Below are 20,887 nucleotides of genomic sequence, written 5' to 3' on the forward strand. Positions count from 1 at the left end.
GACAGGTAAGCTTGTTTTGTTTAATGTGTAAGAAATGATTTTATCCCCTAGATATGTTCTGGTTTTATAATGAATTTTTTTTAAACCCTTATATAGGTCCTTTTTATTAAGTCTGATTTGTCTGTATGAAGATTTTTCACTTTAATAATTGTACAGTTTGTATTAATTGGATTGACTTGTCGATTTTCCTTTCTTAGGAAATTATTTTTATGTTGTAAGATTCTTTGTTACCCTAAATGTGTCAAAAGAAGTAGAGAAGGGATAATACCATTTATATATGGGATTACACCTTTAGCGGGCAATTGGTTTCGGCAGGAAAGGGTAGAGGAATAATCCATATTCGCAAACGGAGATCCAGAGGCGTATATACGACACCTAATAAGAGATGTCAAAGTGTTATAAATGCCTCTTTTGTTAAGTTATAAGGCTATATTACACGAATAGATGATTCTTATAAAATAAAACCGTGATCGTGTTTACTTTATAAGGAATGTTTTATAAAATATTCATTCGCTTATATAACTCTTTTTTAAAATTTTTAGAAATAGGTAAAGCATCTTTGTTTTGCATAATAATAGCTCCTCCGTCTTCTTTTATTAGATAGTTAATATGTTCTAGGTTAACTAAATAAGATTTATGAACTCTTGTAAATCCGTAATTGATTAGCTTTGTCTCAAAGTATTTTAGGTTTTTTGATATGATGATCTCTTTCTTATCGGACAAAATAAAAGTAGTATAGTTTCCATTGCTTAGACAGTATAGAATATTATGTACTTCTAATACATGAATTCCTTTGGCATCAGTAACAGATATCTTTTTACTCATAGGATTAAAAGCTGTAGCGGCATTTGTAGGGGGAAGAAATAGGTTGTTTTGCTGAATTTTATCAGATATTCTTTGTATGACTTCCGTAAGTTTGTGGATGTCTATTGGTTTGAGTATGTAATCAATAGCATTGTATTTATAACCGCGAATAGCATATTGATCGTAGGCAGAGACAAACACAATATTAAAAGAAAGTTCTTCTATTTCGGATAGGATTTCAAAAGCGGTGAACTCTCCGATTTGTATATCCATAAATACAAGGTCAGGTTGAAGAGAAGTTAACATTCGTACAATGGTATTTTTGTCAGAAGCTTCACCTAAAATTTGTACTTGAGGACAGTACGTATTTATTAGGAGTGTTAAGTTCTCGCGATCTTTTTTTTCATCATCAATGATTATACAACTAAGTTTATCTTTCATAATTAGAGGTGGTAATGATAGGTAATATTATTTTTACAGAAGTTCCTTTAGGTTTACCTTCTTTCGTAAAAAGGTCTTTTGTAGAAACAGTAGTATTTTGATACCCTAATTGGGTTAAAATGGCTAATCTTTCAGAAATATTTCGCGTGGCTATAGATAATCCCTGATGTTTTCTCTTTTCATTGTATTGTCTTCCAACGCCGTTGTCTTTAATAATACATATAACTTCTTTTTCGTTTAAAACGAGACGGATTGTTAATTTTTTTTCTTGGTTAGATGGGAGAAGTCCATGGATAATTGCATTTTCTACATATGGTTGAATGATCATTGATGGAATTGTTAACTTTGAGCCTTTTAGGTTTTCGTCAATGTGATATACAACCTTTATTTTTTCTTCTAATCTTCCATTTTCAATTCCGATATATGATTTTATAATCGCTATTTCTTTTTCAAAATCACTGTATACACTATGAGAATTAGACAAAACATTTCTAATAAGCCCAGATAGTTGAGTCATATATTCATTAGCCTTGAGATGTTCTTTTTTTAGAATAAAGTTTTGAAGTGCGCTAAAGGAATTAAATAAAAAATGAGGGTTCATAATTGTTCTAAGTGACTGTAATCTACTTACAGCAAGGCTGTTATTTAATTGGTAAAATTTAACCCGGGTAATGTGGTTTCGGTACCCAATAATTCCTATGATGACTACTATAATTCCTAAGAGGGTATAAATGGAAAGTCTGGTTTTTGTTACAGAAGCCTCCATCTGATGATTTTTGAATGTTAAAGAAGAGATTTCTTCCTCTTTTTCTTTAAGTAGATTATTAAACTCAATGGCGGCTAGCTCTTTTTTTAATTTAGAACTATATAATAAGGGATAATAATATTGATAGTCTTTTAGATAAGGAAGGAGTTGATCTTCCTGTCCAGCTTTTTTAAAGCTAATCGCCATATCTTCTAAAGTCATTATGACACGCTCTGCATTTCCTGTTTTTTTATAATATGACAATGCTTTTATATAAAATGAGATTGATTGAGAATAGTCGGCTACTTGTTGATAAATAGTCCCCATAGTATGCAGTATAGCCGCATAGTCATTTCTATACAATTCAATTTTGTCAAAATCAATATACGTTTTAATAATTTCAAGGGCCTTATGAGGTTTGTTTTTTTTTACATAATACCAGGCGATATTATTATACAATGTGTAACAATTTTTTTTTGAAGGATCACTGCAAAATACTGATGCTTTTTGCAAATAATATAAACTAGAATCTGATAGAGCATCATTTTGAGCATACGATAAGTTTATATATGCAGTTTTTCTATATGTAGAATCAGTAGGACGAGTTAATTTTAAAGATTTTAAATGTTCTTTTTTGGCCTCATCAAATGAACCAATATCTTGGAATAAGATACCCTTTGAAACATGAATATCACTTTGTAAAAGACTATCGTTTATCTTTTTGGCTAATTCTAAAGCTTTATTATAAAATTGTAACGCCTTGATATAGTTGTTTTTTTGAACTTCTTTGCCCCCATAATTCACTAACCGTATAATATAGCAAGTGGTATCTCCTCTTTTTTTACAAATTTGCAGAAGGTGATTATTTAGTTTTTCTGCTTTTTCATAATTAGATAGACGTGCTCTATATATATATTCTAATCTATGCCCAAAAGTTTTAATCCCATTAAAATAATTCTCTTTTTCAGATAGTTCTAGCCCTCTCTTTAGGTAATATGCTGTTTTTTCATAGTCGTGATTTGCTTCTGAGGTTAATGCTTGTTTATAAAAATGCTGAATAGAATCCGCACTGTTTTCTCTTTCCAAACATTGTTTTGAAGGATCTTCTTGTAACGAATAGGTATTAGGAAAATAAAATAATAAGATTTTGAATAATAGGAGTTTAAGAGTCATATTTATAAGAGTTGATTACTTAAAAATAAGTTTTAAAAACATGCTTATTCTATTCAAAATTGCTTGTTAACTAAAATTTGTGATTTGTTTAAAAACGATGATTTTTATAATCTTTTTACTATTAGAGTTTTAGTTTTTTTTTACAAATAGTAAAATTAATAAAACATGTTTTTTTAACATTTCTTTATAGAGAGTGAATTTGAAATAAATGATACGAGAGAATATGCTATTTTAATACATTGTAATCGTTGGTTAATACAAAATCAAGTATATTTTCTGTAAATAAGAAGTTTTTTAATGCTTTTTGGATAAAACAAAGAAAATCAAATATGATTACTTATGAATTTGGGCATAATATTGGATTCCCTATATAGAAAGCTACATCAGATACGAATCTAGTTTCTGGAATGCCTAATAATGATCCTTGATCTATTTATGGGAATATGTATAGAAGATGTTTTGACTATCAGTCGTATAAGTAGGTTTTTCGGAGGTGTTTTAAGAAAGTTATATGGACGTTTTAATCCAATATGTGATTCAGGTATGTTTTTTTGACTTTTCTTATTTAATCCTAAAAACAGATCTAAATGGAGTTATTTTTTTATTTTCTATAAGGTAAATACTCCTAGAAGTGTGTCTTCATCTAATGATTAAAGTTTTAAAAAAACCTGTTTTTATAAAATGCTCTTTAGGTTTGTTTAGCAGAAGTTTACTTTATACATAAAAACATATTGTTTATACATTTTGAAGGTGGTTTGTTTAATAATGAGAGGAAAGAGTTCGGAGGTGCTTATACTTTAGCAACAAATTAATCTCAAACTTTTTATACATTATGAAAACAAAACTTTTAACCTTACTAGCTGTTGTAGCATTTACAACATTTGTTAAAGCAGATTGTACAGTAACAACGGATTGTGAAACAAGAACCTATCAAGTAGATAGCGTAAGTGTGAGCTACGATGGGGCAACTGTAACTGTTAAAGATGGAAATGGAGTAGTAATCGATTCTTTCTCTTGTGAAGGAGATAATGTGAGTTCAAGTTGTTCTACAGGAGATACCGGAGGAGATTTTAATATTTGTGATCATCTTCCTGATTCTCTGAAACCACTATTTGGATGCTAATCCATCAGTAAGAAAAACACCAGGTATCTATATAGCCTACCTTTAATATATTCTTATTATTGAATTAAATGCAAATTATCTCTTAGTAGAGAGTCGTATTCCCCCTTCCTACTTCGAATCAGATAGCATATGATACCTGGTGTTTAATAGATTTATCAGGAACGATTTTTTAGCCCCTATAAAGTAAGTGATTTGTCCACTTACTTTTTATGTATTTGATCAAGTGATATTGGTTAAGAAAGCTGCTCTTGTAGAGAGAATAAATAAGCACAAAGAGAATTGATGACGATAGGAGGATGTATAAGTTTTAGAAATATTTTTTTTGTTTTTCTTATAGGGGGGTAGGTAATGATTGCACGACATGAACATGTAAAATCATAACAAAAACATCAAAATGTACAAAAAACAATTAAAAAGACTTTTATTAGTAGTAACCGCAGTATTACTTGTTTCATGTGATCAAAATGATGATACGACTGTTTTGGATGAGTCCCTATCTAAAATTCTGACAGAAATAGTAGTACAAAGTAATTTGGCAGACAGAACGAAAAAAGCCGGGAATTTGACAAACTTTAAAGACTTGGGAGAACTACCGTTACAATCAGGAAGGTGGTTTAAAAAGAATAAGATATTTAGAACGGCGTATTTGGACAATGTAGACAAGAAAGGAAAAAAGTTTTTAGAGAGCCTGGGTGAGACCGTTTTAATAGACTTGAGAAGTGATGAAGAGATTGATTCGAATATCGATTTTTCTACCGTTCTTCCAAAGAATATTACAAGAGTACATCTACCGATTCCTATAAGTAATGCACTTAGTAATGGAGAAATTATCAAAAATGTATTGGGTATTGGAGTAAAAGAAAATGAGAACTACATACAAGAACAACGAGAAATACAGTATAAAGCATTCGTCACCAATACCGAATTATTCGAACACTACAAGAAAATAACTAAATATTTACTTGGCGATAAAAAAGTAATACTTCAGGGAGAGATGGGGAAAGATAGAATAGGGTTTCTTACAGCTTTATTATACAGTTCATTGAATGCATATGATAAATATGTTATTGATGATTATATTCATGCGAATACAACCCTGAAAGAAGTATTCAAAGATTATAAGGATAATGAGGTTCCAGAAATAGTAGAAATGGCAAAAAATGAACTACAGGCAACTCCTGACTTTAATAAATTGTCAGAAGAAGAAATAGATAAAAAAATACAGCCTTTAGTAACCTCTTTAGAGACATCTTTATCTGTGAAAAAAGAGGATATAAATTTAGCGCTTGCATTGATCATAAAGGAATATGGATCTTATGATGTATATTTAAAATTGGCCTTTGGAATTTCTCAAAAAGAATTGGAAGAAAAGTTATCGATTAAGAAGCAAGGATAAATTCCTAAAAATATATTATTGATAAAAAAAAAGCAAGTGATTACTATCACTTGCTTTTTTAGTAGTATATGTTATCCTCCAAAAGTAAATAACAATCCAATATTGAAGGTAAGATCCCCAACGGTAGATTCTTCTACTTTTCCTGCATTCAAATAAGCTGTGTGTACATTAAGGATTCCATACTTGAACCCGAGAGCAGGGCGGAACGCAAAATTAGACTCGTCAAACCCGGTTACATTTACATTAATCCCATTAGAAACAATCGAATAATCACCTTGTTTTATACTAGCCAGTCCTATTCCTAATCCTACATAGGGTTGAAAACCATCTTCTCTGAAGTAATATCGAGCATTAGCCAGGACAGTTCCCATTTTTACCGTGGCCAGATTAACTCCTCCAAGTTTTTCTTCAGCAAAAATATCAAGTTGGTACAATAAAGAAACATCCAATTGTTTTAGGACCCCATATCCTGCTTCAGCAGTAATGGTAAGTCCCCCTTCTGCAATATCGGCTAGGTCACCAGAAGGAGAAACAAATCCTACTCCAAATCCGGCTTTAATTTGTGCTTGTGAGGTGGTAAAACTCAATAAAGAAATGATAATAATAATCCATGTTTTTTTCATAGTAGTATGTGTTTTTTAGGTGTATGAAATTATTAAAAATCTTTTTTTTACAGTGTAAAAAAAGAGATTCTTTTTCTGTCTTTTGTAAGAAAAAAAAATGATGCTTTATCAAGGTTAAAAGTTGTCATTTAATGAGAATTAAAAAGAAGGATATGTTAAGGTAGCTAGAAGCGTATAATAGCTTTATCATATGATAGCTATTTGAAAAAAGTATTTTAGATAAAAAAAGATAAAGGATATTTTTGCATCACCAACTTATACACAAATAATAATGAAAACAAACTTTTTGCTAAAAGTTGTATGCGTGCAGATGCTCTTTTTATCTTGTACAAGAAGCCTGCAAGATCAACACCTACCTCATAAAAAGAACGTACGCATATCGACTCGTGATAATACTTCTTCTTTTGTAGGGAATACTAAGAAGACTATTCCTGTAGATAAGATGATGAAACCTGAAGAGAAGTTGATAGTATTATTTTCTGCTTCAAAAGAAACCAAACAAAAAGAAGCAAAATGGATGGATCTGGTATTATCTCCTATAGGTTGTAATAGACTTGTCAAATAGATGTAAACACCTCAATTATTTAATAACAACTATAAGTCGCAGTAAAAGCCCCTTGGAACTAGTTCCAAGGGGCTTTTTATTTGTTTGTCATCATAAAGAATAATATGATGTAACTCAAGAATAAATGAGTTGTATAAACAGAAACCTTTTAACCATTTATTAGTATTTGTAGAGGATTTTATTAACACTATTTCAAATAAACAGCTGTGTGTTTTTTGTAATATTGCACTTTATTTAGAATAAATAAAAATAAAAAATCATCTGCGAGAATAGTTCGATACCTGTTTGTGGTATTCTCAAAGGTTACAATACGATTTAAAAAATGATAAAAAAGATAGCAAGTTAGCCAGGTAGCTACTAAATATAGATTATAAATAGTAAACATAAGACCAGTAAAAATAAAAGCCCAGTGTTTCTGTCTCTCAAAACTTTGCACTGAGCTAATAATAAAAACAATCACAAATTGTGATTGTCGTTAAACGACAAATTTATGAAAAATCTACCTATTGTAGGAAGAAAAGATAGTGCTGTAATAACCACTATTACGAATCAAACCAAAGGAGTCACTATCGACTTACGAATACTAACTAACAGTACAGCTGATAACCAATCATGTAGAGAAAGTAGTGTGTAATTTCTGTATAGCTGACTTTGAAAATAATAAATTTTATAGAAGAGAATTCAAGAGCTTAGTATTCGTAATTATCATGTTATAAAAGAAGTATATACCGCTTTCGCGATAGAGATTTCTTTGAGTATCTAATCCTTTTTTGTTTTATTAAAAGAGCTGTTAGTATTGTTTCTATTAAAGAGCAGACAGTGCAAAAATAGACAAATTAAAGTAGATAGTAGTATTGGTTTATTGAGCACATCAAGTACCGAAATAACTAATAGCGAATATGGATTTCTTCCCCAAAACAGCAATTGAATTTTTATAGTAGTAACGTATTTGTTTGAATACCATTCCTTCAGAAACTTATAGAGAGCAGCGCTACGAATAACGAATAACATCAGGGAGTCATCAGATTATCTAAAGAGTTCAACTCTTTGTGGTAATTATCTGATAGGTAGGGTCCTGAAAAGATAGAAGAATAACATAATTATATTTTATAACAATGAATCCCCTTAGTAAAGTAATTAAGGACGCTACAAAAGAAGACCACCAAGCGTTGGAAAAGAAAGTAGTAGAAAGACTCAAGAATATCAAAAGCAAAGGAGATTATGCGGACTTGCTGAAGTATTTTCATAATTATTTTGATCATCTGGAAAAAGCGATAGCTCCTTTTTTGACAGAAGAAATCAGACCCAATTATAAAGATAGACGTACGTCTGAACATCTTAGAAATGACCTGCTTGCGCTTCAGGATGTACCTGTATCTTTTCGAGATATAACAATTCCGGTAATTAGTAATTCATTAGAAGCGATAGGAGCTTTATATGTTATGGAAGGTTCCATCATGGGAGGAGGAATAATTGTGAAAATGCTTGCTAAAAAAGGAATTACTAAAGGAGTTTCTTTTTTTTCAGGTTATGGGGAGGATACTTTAATGATATGGAATGCTTTTCAGAAAGCAATGAATACCTCCGCGTATACTCAAGAACAAAAGCTGATAATCATTTATACCGCTCAAGAGACATTTCGACATTTTTCTCAATTATTTGACGCAGTACCAAACTTTTCAGAACCAGTCATGCTGAACTCAAATGAATTTATAAATACTCAAAAATGAAAAACCACATTATAAAAACAACAACAATATTCGCCATGGGGCTTCTCTTATTATCATGTTCCAATGATTCGGATGAAGTAATAGAAGAGGAAAAACAGACGCCTCAACAAGGGACCATTATTAAAGAAGAAATAACGTATAATCCAAATCCTGTTGGAGAAGCTCCACTTTATTTGAATCAATTGTACATTGATTTGGATGATATGAAAATAGGTAAAACCGTAACGTACGGATCAAAAAAATGGGTCAATTTTGATTTATACGGAGGTAATGATACCCCTTTGATCGAATCTTCGCCAATCACAGAGAAATGGCATTTGGTTGCTACAGCTTATGAACAATTATTACCCGAAGGGGTCCCCTATACAGTATATGGAGTATTATCTAATATTAACGAATCAGTAGCGGTTTCTAAGTTTTCTGATATGAATATGAGCGAGGAGGAATTCAAAGAAGTCTATCAGAACTTTACTATTGACAAAGCTAAAACATTAAAATACGATGAAAGGATTAATACAATAGGATATGATTGGAAAACATTTGATATGAGCAATTCTTTTTCCATCAACCAACGGCTATTCTACCTTATCAAAACAGTAACACAAAAATATTACAAACTACGTTTCCTTGGTTTCTCAGAATCAGAAGGAAGGTTTTTACATATAGAAATCACAAAACTATAAAGATGAAAATAATAACAATACCCATGCTGTTGGGAATGTGCCTCTTCTTTTCTTGTAGTAAAGAAGAGACAACAGAAATACCTGAATTTAAAGAAGATATTTTTAATAAAAATGTATTAGTAAGGAATCTGGCAGCGGTAAATTATAACAAACCAACTTATTTTAATTTCAGAAAAAATAAAATTGTAGAAAAACCAGAGGGGAATAATTGGGATCTGGGTTTTAAAAGGCATCAACTGCTGATCAATGGAGGAGCAGATACGGATCCCATAGAAAGAACTGGTAAGGCCGAAGGGATGATCGTAGATGAAAACTACGAAACTATTATTAATGTACCCGCCCCATTGAATTTAGTTGGTGATGAGGGAAATGAAAAATATGCCTTTGGCTATGCCAGAGGAACTGAATCCTGGTATGAAATTATTAATGCAGCCATTTTTAAACCGTATAAAAACAGAAGTTTTTTTATGACCACTGCTGATGGTCAATATTATGTAAAGTTTAGGATTTTGAGCGGTTACAAGGATATTTATGAAGGGTTTGACTCGTTAAGCTGGGAAACAATGAGATGGCCGGACTACTTTACTTTCGAATATCAAATCATTAATAAACAAGATAAATTTACTCCATGAAATCCAATTGTTTTTTCATCATTTTACTGCTACTATTAACCCATTTTTATGGTTGTAGAGATACAAGTTTAGATGCAGAATTATATAGTGCTTATGAGGATCAAATAACTCCTCCATCTATAAAAACAGAACTCTACCTAATTCATTTTAAAGATAAAGGGAATCAGGATATAACAAAAAAAGAAGCTTTTTTAAGTAAAGAAGCAATAGATAAGAGAGCGAAACATGCAATTACTACTGATCAATTAGACCTCCCGGTTTATCAGGAGTATATCGATGAAATTAAAACAACAGCAGATATTGAAGTAATGTTTGCAACAAGATGGTTTAATGCATTGGTAATTGCGACAGGTAAAGATTTTGATAAGAAGGAGTTAGAAGCATTAGGTTTTGTCCAGAAGATTGAAAGTTTTGGAGAAAGAAAAGAACTGCATTCCTATGAAGAAGGAGCAAATAGTACGGAGAGAATAACACAAAAATTAACGGGCTATGCTAGTAATTCGGAATACTTATCAGGTACTGAAATCAATTTTGGGAGTGCCCTTAATACCTTAGAGTTTTATAAAAATGAGTTGCCTCAACAAGGGTTTTTAGGACAGGGAATTACTATTGCCTTAATGGGACAAGGCTTTTTATTAGACTTTGAAATAGATCAAGAAGGAGAGGGAACGAATTTGGAAGCTATAGCTCACCTGGGAGACCAACGTCAAATTATTGATACGTATAATTTTCATAGAGGAGACCATGAAGTGGATACCCGATCATGGGAAGGGCATATAGATTTGGAGTTTAGCGCTTCGATACTTCCGGATCAATTTGTCGCTCCGGCATGTAAAGCAAAATACGCATTGTATGTGCCTGAAAGTTCTGATCAAGAAGAAGCTGTTGATGAATTACTATGGGTTAGTGCTTTGGAAAGAGCGGATAGTTTAGGAGTTCATATCGTGAATTCGAGAAATATTTTTGGAAGTCATTTTGATGATCCAAATAGAAATATACCTTTCGAAAAAATGGATGGTAAAACAGCTTATTCCTCAAGAGCCGTTAACATTGCTATGTCTAAAGGAATGCTTGTAATAAATACCATGCCTTCTACAAAAGTACCGACTCCCCCTACTGATGCTTCTTATACAATTGTGGGAAGTGGGATCTCACAAAAATTCTTTGGGGAAGGGTATCAAAAAGCTTGGAGTTTTGAAGAAGTAAAAACAGTTGACGGACGCTCTAAACCTGATTTTTTTAGTATTGATCAATCTGTGGATGACATCCGTGGAAAAAGATTAAGTTTTATAGCGACAGGGAGTATTTTTCTAACAGCTAATATCGCTTCTTTATGGTCTGCTCTACCTAATAAATCAGCAAAAGAGATCTACGATTTACTTCATGAGTCTAAAGAGAACGATGATACTAGCTTGACTAATTATATAAACATAAATAAAGCATATGAAATTGGTAAATAATTCAATAAAAGAAATCATCCTAATACTGGTAATGTTATTTTTTATAGGATGTGTTACTGAAGACAGTCATATTGATATTTCAGAAGAAAGTACTTATGAAAATGGATATGATGAAATCCCTGATAAAAGAGGGAGAGTTAAATATTTTTTTAATTCGCATGGGCTGTATCTGTATAAGTATAAACCTGTTTATGATGATTTAGGTAGGGTAATAGAAATTCATTACGGAGATAGGTATACCTTAGATCATAAACTAAAAAAAATGTACTCTTTTGTGTATCATTCAGAGGAGAGTAAAAAGATGAAAATCAAAAAAATAGGCAGGTTTAATACCCATGGGAAACTTACGGACTATATAGACCCAGATTACTCTAAGATTGTTGAACCGCTCTCAGAAACTGAAGTTTTGTTTCCTGATAAGATAAATTTTTTCACCCAACTAGAAGGAGGAGAAGCATTAATCTTATGTGCTGGTATGGAGAGTTCTTTTGAACTCGCAGGGCATGGAGGAGGGAGCTCAACCTTGGTTTCCTTAGATCAGGTCAAGTATGTAAATGTCGCCATGTTTGATGCATCGCGAGATTATAAGGGAGGGTATGCCTATGGTATTACAAAAGAATTTAATGATGATGGGCTACCTGTTATTTTTTATAGAGGAATAGTCAGAGACGCGCAATTTATAATTGAATATTATGATTAAAAAAATAAGTTTAGCTATACTAGGAGGACTAATAATAATAGCTTGTGAGACAGACCTGGAAATACAAAAAACAAATAGAAAAGACATTGCTGCTGATTTTAGATTATTAGAAGTGCAAGATGATCAGGAGAATGTAATAGAGTCATACGTGTATGGGAATAAACAAGAACTCACTAAAGTAAGGCTCAGAGGAAGTGATTTGTTTAACCTGCGATATCAGGAAGGAAAAATTAATACTATTAATAAAAGAACAGTACATATCACAGATGATGGATATATAGTCGTATGGGATGATGATACTGAAGTACAATTAGAAAAGAAGGCTACTTCATGGAGGATTAATTATCTACAAAAAAACGAAGAAGGAGTGATGGTGATTTCAGATTATTTAGATTTGTTTTTTGATGATAACACTAATATTGTCAGGAGCTATTTACACTCCCATAATAGGAATGTGTTTTATTTTTACGATTCCATGTTGACTCCCTATCATGCTATTCAGGAAGAAGTATTAATCTGTTTATTAAATTATCCCTTACCACGTATGGAAGAAAATATCACAAGGATCATCAGTAATAATAATGTAGTGAGAATTAGTAAGCTGCCTAAATCTGAAGATATACCCACTACCATAGAATATAATGGAGAAATACAGGAATTGACATATCGATATATTCATCCATTATATGACGTACCGGTAAAAAAGAACATCTTTCCAGGAAAAAAACAATCATTCACTTATAAATATAATCAATAGAAGTAAGCTACAAGCAAGTACATGAAACGCATAAATGGTTGTAGCCTCATATGGAGGAGTCAAATAGAGCGTTCCGCCAGATTATTAGAACCATAGCCGATCATTCTATTGCTGTATAATTACCATAACACTGTTATAAGCTTAAGGGCGAACTCTTAAGCCAGGAACAGAATTGACTGAAATCAAAAGGTATTACTTCAATATAAAAACAAATTACGTATTCATAAAATACCATGAAACAAACAAAACATATATTACTGTTACTGCTATTGCTATATAGTATGAATGGTATGTCACAACACATAATTAAAGGAAAGCTTATCAATAGTATTTCCCAACCGGTGGAAGGCGTTGTACTGAAAGAAATTAATACAAACAAAAAAGTGATTTCGAATAAGCTAGGGTATTTTGAGTTAGAGGTAGAGACACTACCTAGCACAGTTGTTATTTTGTCAAAATTCTATCAGCAAAAAACAATTCATTTTAAGACAACTGCTTTTAAAAATATCAGCTTAGAGAGTATACAGATAGAGGAGGTTTTGTTGATAGGAACTAAAGAGAATAAGAAAACCAAAGAGGTTTTTTCCAGTAGTAATACATTGGGAAATAAAGCAGTTATTAATACCGTAGAAGCTAACCCGATCAATATTCTTAGAGGGCAGATTGCCGGTTTGCAGATGAGTGCTACAGCGGGAGGAGTTACATCTGGTAGTAGTATGATTATCAGAGGACAAAAATCAATAGCAGGAAATAATCAACCTCTTTTTGTAATTGACGGAATCCCTATCCCGAATGAATCCTCGGGAGCGAATGCTAATGGGGGACAAGATTGGGGAAATGCTCTGAAAGATATAAACCCTTTTGATATCGAAGAAATCAATGTGCTAAAATCTGCGATGGATGCTAATAAGTATGGAGCCAGAGGATTGAATGGTGTAGTAGAAATTACCACTAAAGGCAACCGAATAAAAAATGGCTGGAGTTTTAATGCCAATGCAGGATATTCTATAGGAAAGACCTTTGGAGCTCCAGAGCTTATAGATATCAACGATATTGATAAAAATGACAAACGCTCTTTTTTACTGACAAAAGCAAGTGAGAATTATTTAAACCATTTCGAGGATGCGAATTCGCAAACCCTCCATATTTCTGCATCAAATGGTACCAAGATTAGTAAGTCATACCTATCTTATACCTTACATGCGAATAAAGGAAACTATCATGAAAATACGTTTGATAAACACAACCTCTTATTAAAGAACATACTTCAGGCATCTGACAAACTTCAATTAAGTACAAGGTTGTCTTTTATTTCCTCTCTAAGTCGAAATGCTCCTAGTATCGGAGCTCATAAATTTTCTTCATTAGGGAATCAATTTATTAATGCCCCGATTAATATTGCTGATAATGTAGGGAAAAGTGCTTTGGAAAACCAGACAAACTGGTGGCTTTATGGACATAGAGCAGAAAAAAGAAATACCACATTTAGAGGGGCTTTTAGCCTTAATTATGAATTAACACCTACACTTTTTATAAATGCCAGTACGAGTTACTCAGGATATAGTATTAGCACAGAAGAATTAGCCCCCGGTTTTTTTAGAGACCTGGATTCCGATAGAAGAGAATATGTTTTATATCTCGATGAAGATACCCATAGCTACTATAATACGGCTGAAGAAAAAACAGATGAAGTATCCCTTTATATAGGATTTAAACAACAGTTGAAATTTAATCAGTTTACAATAGAGAATGAACTTTCCTTTGATTATTTTAATACAAATTCAAGTATTATAGGAGAAGCTTATATCCCTAAAACATCCATACCCATTCCATTTTATCGAGGGTTTGAAAAAGAGGTCTTAGCTACTTATCGACAGGCAGATCAAAGAATATTAAACAGTTCTTTCAAGGCAAAAAATGCAAACCAAAACAGTATTTATGGTTTTTATTTGAGCCATACAAATTCATGGAGAGAAAAATTATTCCTGCATTTAGGGCTTAAATATCATATCAATAAGACGTTTAAATCTTTGGGAGATTTAAGTGAAATAAAACAAGCATATCCGGCAGTTGGGGTCTCATATAATGCATTGGACGATGTAAGAAAATTGCTCAATAAGGAGATTAGGTTTATGTCTAATCTATCTATAAAAACAAACTTTGCCAAAGTCGGGAATGTAACAGGATTATACCATATTTCGAACCCTGTGAATTCTGATTTGGAATTGCCATACCCGTCTCATCAGACTATTATGAAGCCTTATTATACTCAAAATGCTGTTTTTGGAGCAAAAAATGACTATCAGATAGGGTTTTCTGTAGAGAAGTCATGGGAAAATGAATGGGGACTGGATACCTATTTTTTTAAAGATCGAATAAAACTATCGACAGCTTATTATACAAGATTGACCAATAATCACTTATATGAACTATTAACACCTCTCGAAAATAATGAATCAATTATTAGACAAATGGAAGTTGATGTTGTAAACAGTGGATGGGAAGTACAGCTGCATTCAAAAATTATTGAAACACCTGATTTTAGATGGGAAAACATCATTAATTATTCCAGTAATAAAAATCGTTTTAAAGAGATAAATGGCGGCGTACAGCAATCTCAACTAGGGCAGGAAGAGGTAAATCTCAGAGGAGCGCTGACCGGCAGTTTCGGAACAATGGTATCTAATTATTCTTACTTAAGAGAAGGAGGAAATAAAGTATTTGATGCAAATATGCGGTATCTGCCCAGTGGAAAACCTGAAATAATCGGAGATGCTACTCCCGATTTTCTATTAGGGATGGTTAATGTATTTAGGTATAAAAATCTGGAATTCTCTTTTGTATTGGATAGTAAATTTGGGGGAGATATCCTCTCAGGAACCTATGCATTATTATATAACCGAGGAGCCTTAAAAAACACAGCCTTTGGAAGAACAAAAGAAAATGGTGGCGTAGAAAGAGTAGAAACAGATACTCATTATAATCCTGAAACAGATGAAAATGAAATAAGTTATATAAGAAGTTTCGATGGAATCATACCAGAAGGAGTTTTTGCTAGCGAAACGATCCTTCATGGAGTAAATGTGGGAGGATTAACATTTGAACAGGCAAGAGAAAGAATAGGAACAGATAGTAATGGAGAATACTTACTTCAACCATTAAAGGCAAATGATTATTATGAAGGTTTTACAAAATACGCAGGAGTAAAAGAAGATGCGGTTTTTGATAATAGTTATATAGCTTTGAGAGAAGTAAAGGTAACCTATAATCTGCCAGAAAAATGGTTGAGAAAATCAAGGTTTGCTACGATGAGTTTAGGATTAGTTGGTAGAAATTTAGGGTACTTGTACAGAAGTTTACCTTATAACTTAAACCCAGATGGATCTTATAATAACAGAAATGGAGGAGCTTTTGAATTCGGCTCCTTATTACCTGTTCGAAATTTTGGAGCGTTTATTAGGTTTAAGTTTTAAAAAACAAAAAAGAGAATTATGTTTTAATATGTATATCTACACGATACCTTCCTAATTTCGTTACTCGGTAAGGAGGGGTAAACGGAATAGGATTGCACTATTTTTTTATCGATTAAATGGGCTATGTTTTAAAAATATAGCCCATTTTAATTTTGATACAGAGATATTGATTTATTAAGAAGGTTGTTTCTCTAAATCAATAACTTTACAGCGCAAGGGTACGATTGGCATACTAGCACCCGTTGATAGAGTACGCACAAAATGGATAGCGCTTGCGAGGTCATTCGTTTCAATTTTCAGATCATTTGAGATACGCCCATCATTCGTCATATCAGTATTTACGACACTAGGACATAAGCAACATACCTGGATGTTCAAAGGGGTTAATTCCTGATATAATGACTGACTATAACTAACGATTGCAGCTTTTGTAGCAGAATAAGCAGCAATTTTAGAAACAGCTTCCAATCCAGCCATGGACCCCAGGGTATACACTTCTCCATAACCTTGTTTTTTCATTTTTTCTATCACTAGGTTGGATATTGTTATCGTAGAAATCAAATTTACGTTTATCAACTCAGATAATTTATCTACTGCTAAGCCTGTATTCCCAGGAAATAGCACTCCGGCACTATTAACCAACACATCAATAGTTGAATATTGCTCAATAATTGATTGAGCTTTAGAAGAAACCTCAAATGGCTTACTAAAGTCTATAGAGACTGTTTGGATTGTTACATCTGGGTGTTTTGTTTGTATTTCTGCTTTTACCTTATCTAAGGTATTTTGATGTAGGGAAATTAAAATAAGAGAATACCCTTGTTCGGCAAAGTAATAAGAGAGTGTTTTTCCAATACCACGACTGGCGCCGGTAATTAGTGCGAATGAATCCATAGACTATTAAATTAATCGTTTTTTTTAGGAAAAATACGATATTATTTATGGAGTTAATCAACTTTTTAGAACTACAACATTTTTTTAAGATAGTGAATTGTTTAGAAACCATACCAATGATTTTTATGCAAGAGGATTTTGTTTTTTTATAGTATTTGGTACTGATGATTAATAGAGGGGGAACAGCTACGGTTTAATTCTCATTTTTTGTAAAGCACTAAATACAGAAGTATGCATGGGGTATATATTGATGGTGCTTTTACGTGTTTGTTTAATAGTGTTTTATGGTTTGTTTTGAGAGCTGTTTTTTGTTTTTTTTCTTGATTAAAGAAATACCTTTTTATAAGAAAAAGGCTCAAGCAAAACAACCGTTATTTCTCAAGTAAAATCTTGTTTAACTAGCTTTTAATAATCGGATGAATGTATGGAGGAATTACTTGTGTATTAAGACCGGTTTAACATTTTTTGATTGAATAATATCATCAGTGTAAAATTTTGGTTAAACAGCTGTTAAAAATTGAAATATAAAGAAAAATATTTACGAGTTTAAACAGTACTGTTTTTACTGTTTTTGATTTCTTGTTTGTGATTTGATGTATATAATTAAATGATTTAAAAGTAATTGAACTTATAACTTCCTTTAAAAGCTTGTGTTAATGCTACAAGTGTGATTTTATTTACTATTTGATCTCCTTTACTTTATCGATGTATTTATTTAATAATTTAGTAATGTCTTAGGATGTTAAGGAACTATATGATTTGCTAAAACCAGAATTATCAATACACTTTCTTGAAGCGATAAAATGGTAAATAAAGTGTATTGGCATACGAAAGAAAATGGAGTAAAAACTTTGAGAGGTGATAGTGATCGTATTTTACAATCTCATACAACCAATTGATAAAATTAGCATAAAACAGTTGAGTATCGTAATTGCAGAAACTCATTTTTCCGGACGAAAAAGCTGTTGTTATCAGTTATAAAATTAGTCAAACCAAAAACAATTTATATCTAATATTTAAAATAAATCAAAAATGAAACAACTAAATATTTTTGCAATTTTATTAATGGTACAGAGCGAAACAGATCCTGTTGAAGGAGGAGAAGAAATGCAACAAAAGAAAGTCATATCCCAGAAGAAACCATAAAAGGCTTGAATGCGTTAGGGTTTAATACTGTAGATTTTGAAGTTCTTCAGAAAAAAGAAGGATATTTAGTAGAAGGAGACATTATTGTTTCTACCTAGGTAATTTTAGATGCAAACACAACAGTTACCAAAACAGAGAAGGTTTGGATTTATATCGAGCTGTGATGAGGTTAGAGAAGTAACTATTCAAAACAACATTCCTGATATTGTCATTAATAGAAAGATTAGAGAAGAAGAACTGGGAAGATTTCCTACCGGAGATGGAAAGCTGAGAAAACTTATAGAGATTGATCCAGGTTTATTTGATGTAATTATGCCAGAAACGAGAAGAAGACAGATTTTATGATTTGTACTCAGACATGAAATAGGTATAATATAGGTTTTGGTCACACGAATCGAAACGACCCAAACTAGTAGTCACATCCCAGAGACAGCGGTTGAAGATCCAATTTCTATAATGAATACAGAAGTTCATGCAATATTGGATGGAGGATATATAGATGTACCATTAGTTCAATCAGGGAGTTTGAGCCAGCAAGATATAATAGTTGTAAGGCAATTATACGGTAACAATGACCCAATCTGTGAATAGCTTTTTATCACATATCATATTCAAAATTGAAGGATTTTTATACTAGTTTACCTAAAAGAAAGAAATAGAACAAGCGTTTTGGTATTCATTTTTGATGATCAAAAACCTAAAAGTCAGTGTTTTATTAAGAACTCCAATTGTATGATGCCTCTTAGTATATAGAGGCATCATTTTTCGTATAAATACAGTATTGAATTCCTTCAGGAAATTCAATGTAATCACATTCATTTTTTAATAAATATTACCAACGACGCAGCCTATTGTGGTTTTATTACATTACTTTTTTATAACAAAAAAATGTAAGGATACCTCTAGACGATTAGAATGATGATCGAGATCATTCATTGTCGATCCTTGGGTAAAGCCGGGTGCGTATATAAAAACAGCAGAAGATAAGAATGGTATTAAAAGATATACTGGATACGAATCCAAAACTATATAAAACATTAAAAATTAAAGGAGAAGAAAAGAAATATGCCCCCGGGGAGTCTATTGGTACACAGGAGGCAAATCAAAATAGCACAGCTTTTATTTTGAAAGGGGTATTCAAAGTTACACTTAAAGGAGAGAACCCTTTATTATTGTATCATATTGATGCTAAAAGTCAGGGAATTATAAGTTTTATGAATTTTTATAACGATACAATAAGAACCTCTGTTACTGCTATCAAAAATAGCCGTTTGTTATGGGTGCCTAATACCGATATTCTGAGGTTAGGTAATTCTTATCCATTATTAAAAAATACGATGTTATCTTCATATCATTATAATAACCAGGAACTCTTACAAGCGATGGATACGATCATTAGTTCATCTATTGAAAAACGATTTATTGATTATCTGTTAAAAAAGAGTAGTATTTATGGCACCAATAAACTTTATATCCCCTGGAATGAAATCGCTTCGGATTTACAAGTTTCAAAAACAACTGTTTTTAAAGTTGTGAAGAGGCTCAAAACAACAAAACAAATAACTCTTAGTGGAGGGCAAATTGTATTAAACAGGTTTAGTGTGTAAACAACCAATTGTTATGGATTGTCTGTAATGTATCCGATATATGTGCGGCATTGACATCCATGCTTATATAATGCAAGGAAGAAGTCTTTCTATAATTAATTTATTTCATTAATAAGATATACCATATGATTTTAAAGACAATTACTGATCAAGTAAAAACATCAGCGGTTTTCAAGAAATTTCCATTCTTGTTTGAATCCGATAACATCATACAATATTACGATACAGAGTTCTTTTCTTTTAAAGAGAACACCGCTAATTATTATAAGTTTTTAATCTACGGTTCTTTGGAGCTTTACCTAAAACATTATGAAAAAAGGAGGTTTTTATATAGGTTAGAAAGCGAACAACTTCCTATTGTAAGTATTAACTCTTCATTGAGCAATAGTTCTATTGATTTTTTTTGTAAATCTCTTAAAGAATCTGCAATATTATTCATATCTCTGGATAATATAAGAAGGTATTCAATGGAATCAGAAGCCTTTAGGAAAAGCTTTATCAAATCCCAGGAATATCATTATTCATCCATGTTAACAGCAATAGAATCATATACAAAAGATGGTTTGGAAAAACGGTTATACAACTATCTTTTGACGAAATCTAACTTATACAACAGTCAGGAGTTATCAATTTCACAACATGAAATTTCTGAAGAATTAAATTGTTCTCGAGAAGCAGTTATTAGAAACCTGAAAAAGTTAAAAATCAAAGGAGTTATTGAAAATAAGAGAAACGTAATCTTCCTCAAAAAATAAACATTTTGTTTTTATTCTTTGAGCAGAGGGACCTATTTGTCTTAAGAATGCTCTTTTAGTGTAAGAGGCATCTGAAAGAATCCATAGTATTGTTTTGAGAACCCTATAATAATACAGTGTGATTTGGTTTCAATAGTGGATCGTGAATATAGTTTTTTTTTGTGTTATTTGTTGATATTC

19 protein-coding genes are annotated in these 20,887 nt (G+C 31.9%); 15 read left to right on the forward strand and 4 right to left on the reverse strand.

Going from position 1 to position 20,887, the window contains the following annotated elements; genetic code table 11:
- Positions 1 to 495: 495 nt before the first annotated feature.
- Both ACFSTE_RS14440 and ACFSTE_RS14445 read right to left on the reverse strand, forming a co-directional pair.
- On the reverse strand, positions 496 to 1,245 hold the full coding sequence (locus ACFSTE_RS14440; RefSeq protein WP_378253524.1) for a LytR/AlgR family response regulator transcription factor: 750 nt from the start codon (positions 1,243 to 1,245) through the stop codon (positions 496 to 498).
- Complete coding sequence (locus tag ACFSTE_RS14445) at positions 1,235 to 3,163, reverse strand: tetratricopeptide repeat-containing sensor histidine kinase (protein WP_378253526.1); 1,929 nt, start codon at positions 3,161 to 3,163, stop codon at positions 1,235 to 1,237. The genes ACFSTE_RS14440 and ACFSTE_RS14445 overlap by 11 nt, the downstream gene beginning before the upstream one ends.
- Positions 3,164 to 3,995: 832 nt before the next feature.
- Between ACFSTE_RS14445 and ACFSTE_RS14450 the strand changes: the two genes are divergently transcribed.
- A complete protein-coding gene (locus ACFSTE_RS14450; protein ID WP_176027117.1) occupies positions 3,996 to 4,286 on the forward strand; it encodes a hypothetical protein in 291 nt (96 codons plus the stop codon).
- A gap of 394 nt (positions 4,287 to 4,680) precedes the next feature.
- A complete protein-coding gene (locus ACFSTE_RS14455; protein WP_378253530.1) occupies positions 4,681 to 5,682 on the forward strand; it encodes a tyrosine-protein phosphatase in 1,002 nt (333 codons plus the stop codon).
- A gap of 71 nt (positions 5,683 to 5,753) precedes the next feature.
- Here the strand turns inward: ACFSTE_RS14455 and ACFSTE_RS14460 are convergent, their stop codons facing one another.
- Complete coding sequence (locus ACFSTE_RS14460) at positions 5,754 to 6,305, reverse strand: hypothetical protein (RefSeq protein ID WP_378253532.1); 552 nt, start codon at positions 6,303 to 6,305, stop codon at positions 5,754 to 5,756.
- A 271-nt stretch (positions 6,306 to 6,576) separates the two neighbouring features.
- Between ACFSTE_RS14460 and ACFSTE_RS14465 the strand changes: the two genes are divergently transcribed.
- The 9 genes from ACFSTE_RS14465 to ACFSTE_RS14505 all read left to right on the forward strand — a co-directional run bounded on the left by ACFSTE_RS14465 (position 6,577) and on the right by ACFSTE_RS14505 (position 16,305).
- The gene (locus ACFSTE_RS14465; protein ID WP_378253533.1) at positions 6,577 to 6,870 is read left to right on the forward strand and encodes a hypothetical protein; all 294 of its coding nucleotides are present in this window, start codon (positions 6,577 to 6,579) and stop codon (positions 6,868 to 6,870) included.
- A gap of 490 nt (positions 6,871 to 7,360) precedes the next feature.
- On the forward strand, positions 7,361 to 7,504 hold the full coding sequence (locus tag ACFSTE_RS14470) for a hypothetical protein (protein ID WP_176027113.1): 144 nt from the start codon (positions 7,361 to 7,363) through the stop codon (positions 7,502 to 7,504).
- 481 nt (positions 7,505 to 7,985) lie between these two features.
- Positions 7,986 to 8,600, forward strand: coding sequence for a biliverdin-producing heme oxygenase (locus ACFSTE_RS14475; protein WP_378253535.1), 615 nt, complete (start codon positions 7,986 to 7,988; stop codon positions 8,598 to 8,600).
- Positions 8,597 to 9,283 carry an HmuY family protein gene (locus ACFSTE_RS14480; RefSeq protein ID WP_378253537.1) on the forward strand — a complete coding sequence of 229 codons (687 nt, stop codon included), beginning with the start codon at positions 8,597 to 8,599 and terminating at the stop codon, positions 9,281 to 9,283. The genes ACFSTE_RS14475 and ACFSTE_RS14480 overlap by 4 nt, the downstream gene beginning before the upstream one ends.
- 2 nt (positions 9,284 to 9,285) lie before the next feature.
- Positions 9,286 to 9,915, forward strand: a complete 630-nt coding sequence (locus tag ACFSTE_RS14485; RefSeq protein ID WP_378253539.1) for an HmuY family protein — start codon at positions 9,286 to 9,288, stop codon at positions 9,913 to 9,915.
- Positions 9,912 to 11,375, forward strand: coding sequence for a hypothetical protein (locus ACFSTE_RS14490; RefSeq protein WP_378253541.1), 1,464 nt, complete (start codon positions 9,912 to 9,914; stop codon positions 11,373 to 11,375). The genes ACFSTE_RS14485 and ACFSTE_RS14490 overlap by 4 nt, the downstream gene beginning before the upstream one ends.
- On the forward strand, positions 11,359 to 12,075 hold the full coding sequence (locus tag ACFSTE_RS14495) for a hypothetical protein (protein WP_176027108.1): 717 nt from the start codon (positions 11,359 to 11,361) through the stop codon (positions 12,073 to 12,075). The genes ACFSTE_RS14490 and ACFSTE_RS14495 overlap by 17 nt, the downstream gene beginning before the upstream one ends.
- The gene (locus ACFSTE_RS14500) at positions 12,068 to 12,832 is read left to right on the forward strand and encodes a hypothetical protein (protein WP_378253543.1); all 765 of its coding nucleotides are present in this window, start codon (positions 12,068 to 12,070) and stop codon (positions 12,830 to 12,832) included. The genes ACFSTE_RS14495 and ACFSTE_RS14500 overlap by 8 nt, the downstream gene beginning before the upstream one ends.
- A 233-nt stretch (positions 12,833 to 13,065) precedes the next feature.
- The gene (locus ACFSTE_RS14505; RefSeq protein WP_378253545.1) at positions 13,066 to 16,305 is read left to right on the forward strand and encodes a TonB-dependent receptor plug domain-containing protein; all 3,240 of its coding nucleotides are present in this window, start codon (positions 13,066 to 13,068) and stop codon (positions 16,303 to 16,305) included.
- 174 nt (positions 16,306 to 16,479) lie between these two features.
- Here ACFSTE_RS14505 and ACFSTE_RS14510 read toward each other — a convergent pair whose 3' ends face one another.
- Positions 16,480 to 17,199 (reverse strand): SDR family NAD(P)-dependent oxidoreductase, encoded by a 720-nt coding sequence (locus tag ACFSTE_RS14510; RefSeq protein WP_378253547.1) that lies wholly within the window; start codon positions 17,197 to 17,199, stop codon positions 16,480 to 16,482.
- A gap of 1,254 nt (positions 17,200 to 18,453) precedes the next feature.
- Between ACFSTE_RS14510 and ACFSTE_RS14515 the strand changes: the two genes are divergently transcribed.
- The 4 genes from ACFSTE_RS14515 to ACFSTE_RS14530 all read left to right on the forward strand — a co-directional run bounded on the left by ACFSTE_RS14515 (position 18,454) and on the right by ACFSTE_RS14530 (position 20,707).
- A complete protein-coding gene (locus tag ACFSTE_RS14515; RefSeq protein ID WP_378253549.1) occupies positions 18,454 to 18,690 on the forward strand; it encodes a hypothetical protein in 237 nt (78 codons plus the stop codon).
- Between the two features lie 36 nt (positions 18,691 to 18,726).
- Positions 18,727 to 18,936: a hypothetical protein gene (locus tag ACFSTE_RS14520; protein ID WP_176027103.1), complete on the forward strand. Its 210-nt coding sequence runs from the start codon at positions 18,727 to 18,729 to the stop codon at positions 18,934 to 18,936.
- 398 nt (positions 18,937 to 19,334) lie between these two features.
- Positions 19,335 to 19,952, forward strand: a complete 618-nt coding sequence (locus ACFSTE_RS14525; RefSeq protein WP_176027102.1) for a Crp/Fnr family transcriptional regulator — start codon at positions 19,335 to 19,337, stop codon at positions 19,950 to 19,952.
- A 125-nt stretch (positions 19,953 to 20,077) separates the two neighbouring features.
- Positions 20,078 to 20,707, forward strand: coding sequence for a Crp/Fnr family transcriptional regulator (locus ACFSTE_RS14530; protein ID WP_378253553.1), 630 nt, complete (start codon positions 20,078 to 20,080; stop codon positions 20,705 to 20,707).
- The last annotated feature ends 180 nt before the right edge of the window (positions 20,708 to 20,887 follow it).

It is taken from the genome of Aquimarina hainanensis, assembly GCF_042684685.1.
In the GTDB taxonomy this organism is placed as follows: Bacteria; Bacteroidota; Bacteroidia; order Flavobacteriales; family Flavobacteriaceae; genus Aquimarina; species Aquimarina hainanensis.

Coding starts and splice junctions, on each gene's coding strand:
- ACFSTE_RS14530 (WP_378253553.1), top strand. CDS start 20,078: ATGATTTTAAAGACAATTACTGATCAAGTAAAAACATCAGCGGTTTTC.
- ACFSTE_RS14480 (WP_378253537.1), top strand. CDS start 8,597: ATGAAAAACCACATTATAAAAACAACAACAATATTCGCCATGGGGCTT.
- ACFSTE_RS14455 (WP_378253530.1), top strand. CDS start 4,681: ATGTACAAAAAACAATTAAAAAGACTTTTATTAGTAGTAACCGCAGTA.
- ACFSTE_RS14495 (WP_176027108.1), top strand. CDS start 11,359: ATGAAATTGGTAAATAATTCAATAAAAGAAATCATCCTAATACTGGTA.
- ACFSTE_RS14475 (WP_378253535.1), top strand. CDS start 7,986: ATGAATCCCCTTAGTAAAGTAATTAAGGACGCTACAAAAGAAGACCAC.
- ACFSTE_RS14450 (WP_176027117.1), top strand. CDS start 3,996: ATGAAAACAAAACTTTTAACCTTACTAGCTGTTGTAGCATTTACAACA.
- ACFSTE_RS14470 (WP_176027113.1), top strand. CDS start 7,361: ATGAAAAATCTACCTATTGTAGGAAGAAAAGATAGTGCTGTAATAACC.
- ACFSTE_RS14465 (WP_378253533.1), top strand. CDS start 6,577: ATGAAAACAAACTTTTTGCTAAAAGTTGTATGCGTGCAGATGCTCTTT.
- ACFSTE_RS14515 (WP_378253549.1), top strand. CDS start 18,454: ATGCAAACACAACAGTTACCAAAACAGAGAAGGTTTGGATTTATATCG.
- ACFSTE_RS14445 (WP_378253526.1), bottom strand. CDS start 3,163: ATGACTCTTAAACTCCTATTATTCAAAATCTTATTATTTTATTTTCCT.
- ACFSTE_RS14490 (WP_378253541.1), top strand. CDS start 9,912: ATGAAATCCAATTGTTTTTTCATCATTTTACTGCTACTATTAACCCAT.
- ACFSTE_RS14525 (WP_176027102.1), top strand. CDS start 19,335: ATGGTATTAAAAGATATACTGGATACGAATCCAAAACTATATAAAACA.
- ACFSTE_RS14505 (WP_378253545.1), top strand. CDS start 13,066: ATGAAACAAACAAAACATATATTACTGTTACTGCTATTGCTATATAGT.
- ACFSTE_RS14510 (WP_378253547.1), bottom strand. CDS start 17,199: ATGGATTCATTCGCACTAATTACCGGCGCCAGTCGTGGTATTGGAAAA.
- ACFSTE_RS14500 (WP_378253543.1), top strand. CDS start 12,068: ATGATTAAAAAAATAAGTTTAGCTATACTAGGAGGACTAATAATAATA.
- ACFSTE_RS14460 (WP_378253532.1), bottom strand. CDS start 6,305: ATGAAAAAAACATGGATTATTATTATCATTTCTTTATTGAGTTTTACC.
- ACFSTE_RS14485 (WP_378253539.1), top strand. CDS start 9,286: ATGAAAATAATAACAATACCCATGCTGTTGGGAATGTGCCTCTTCTTT.
- ACFSTE_RS14440 (WP_378253524.1), bottom strand. CDS start 1,245: ATGAAAGATAAACTTAGTTGTATAATCATTGATGATGAAAAAAAAGAT.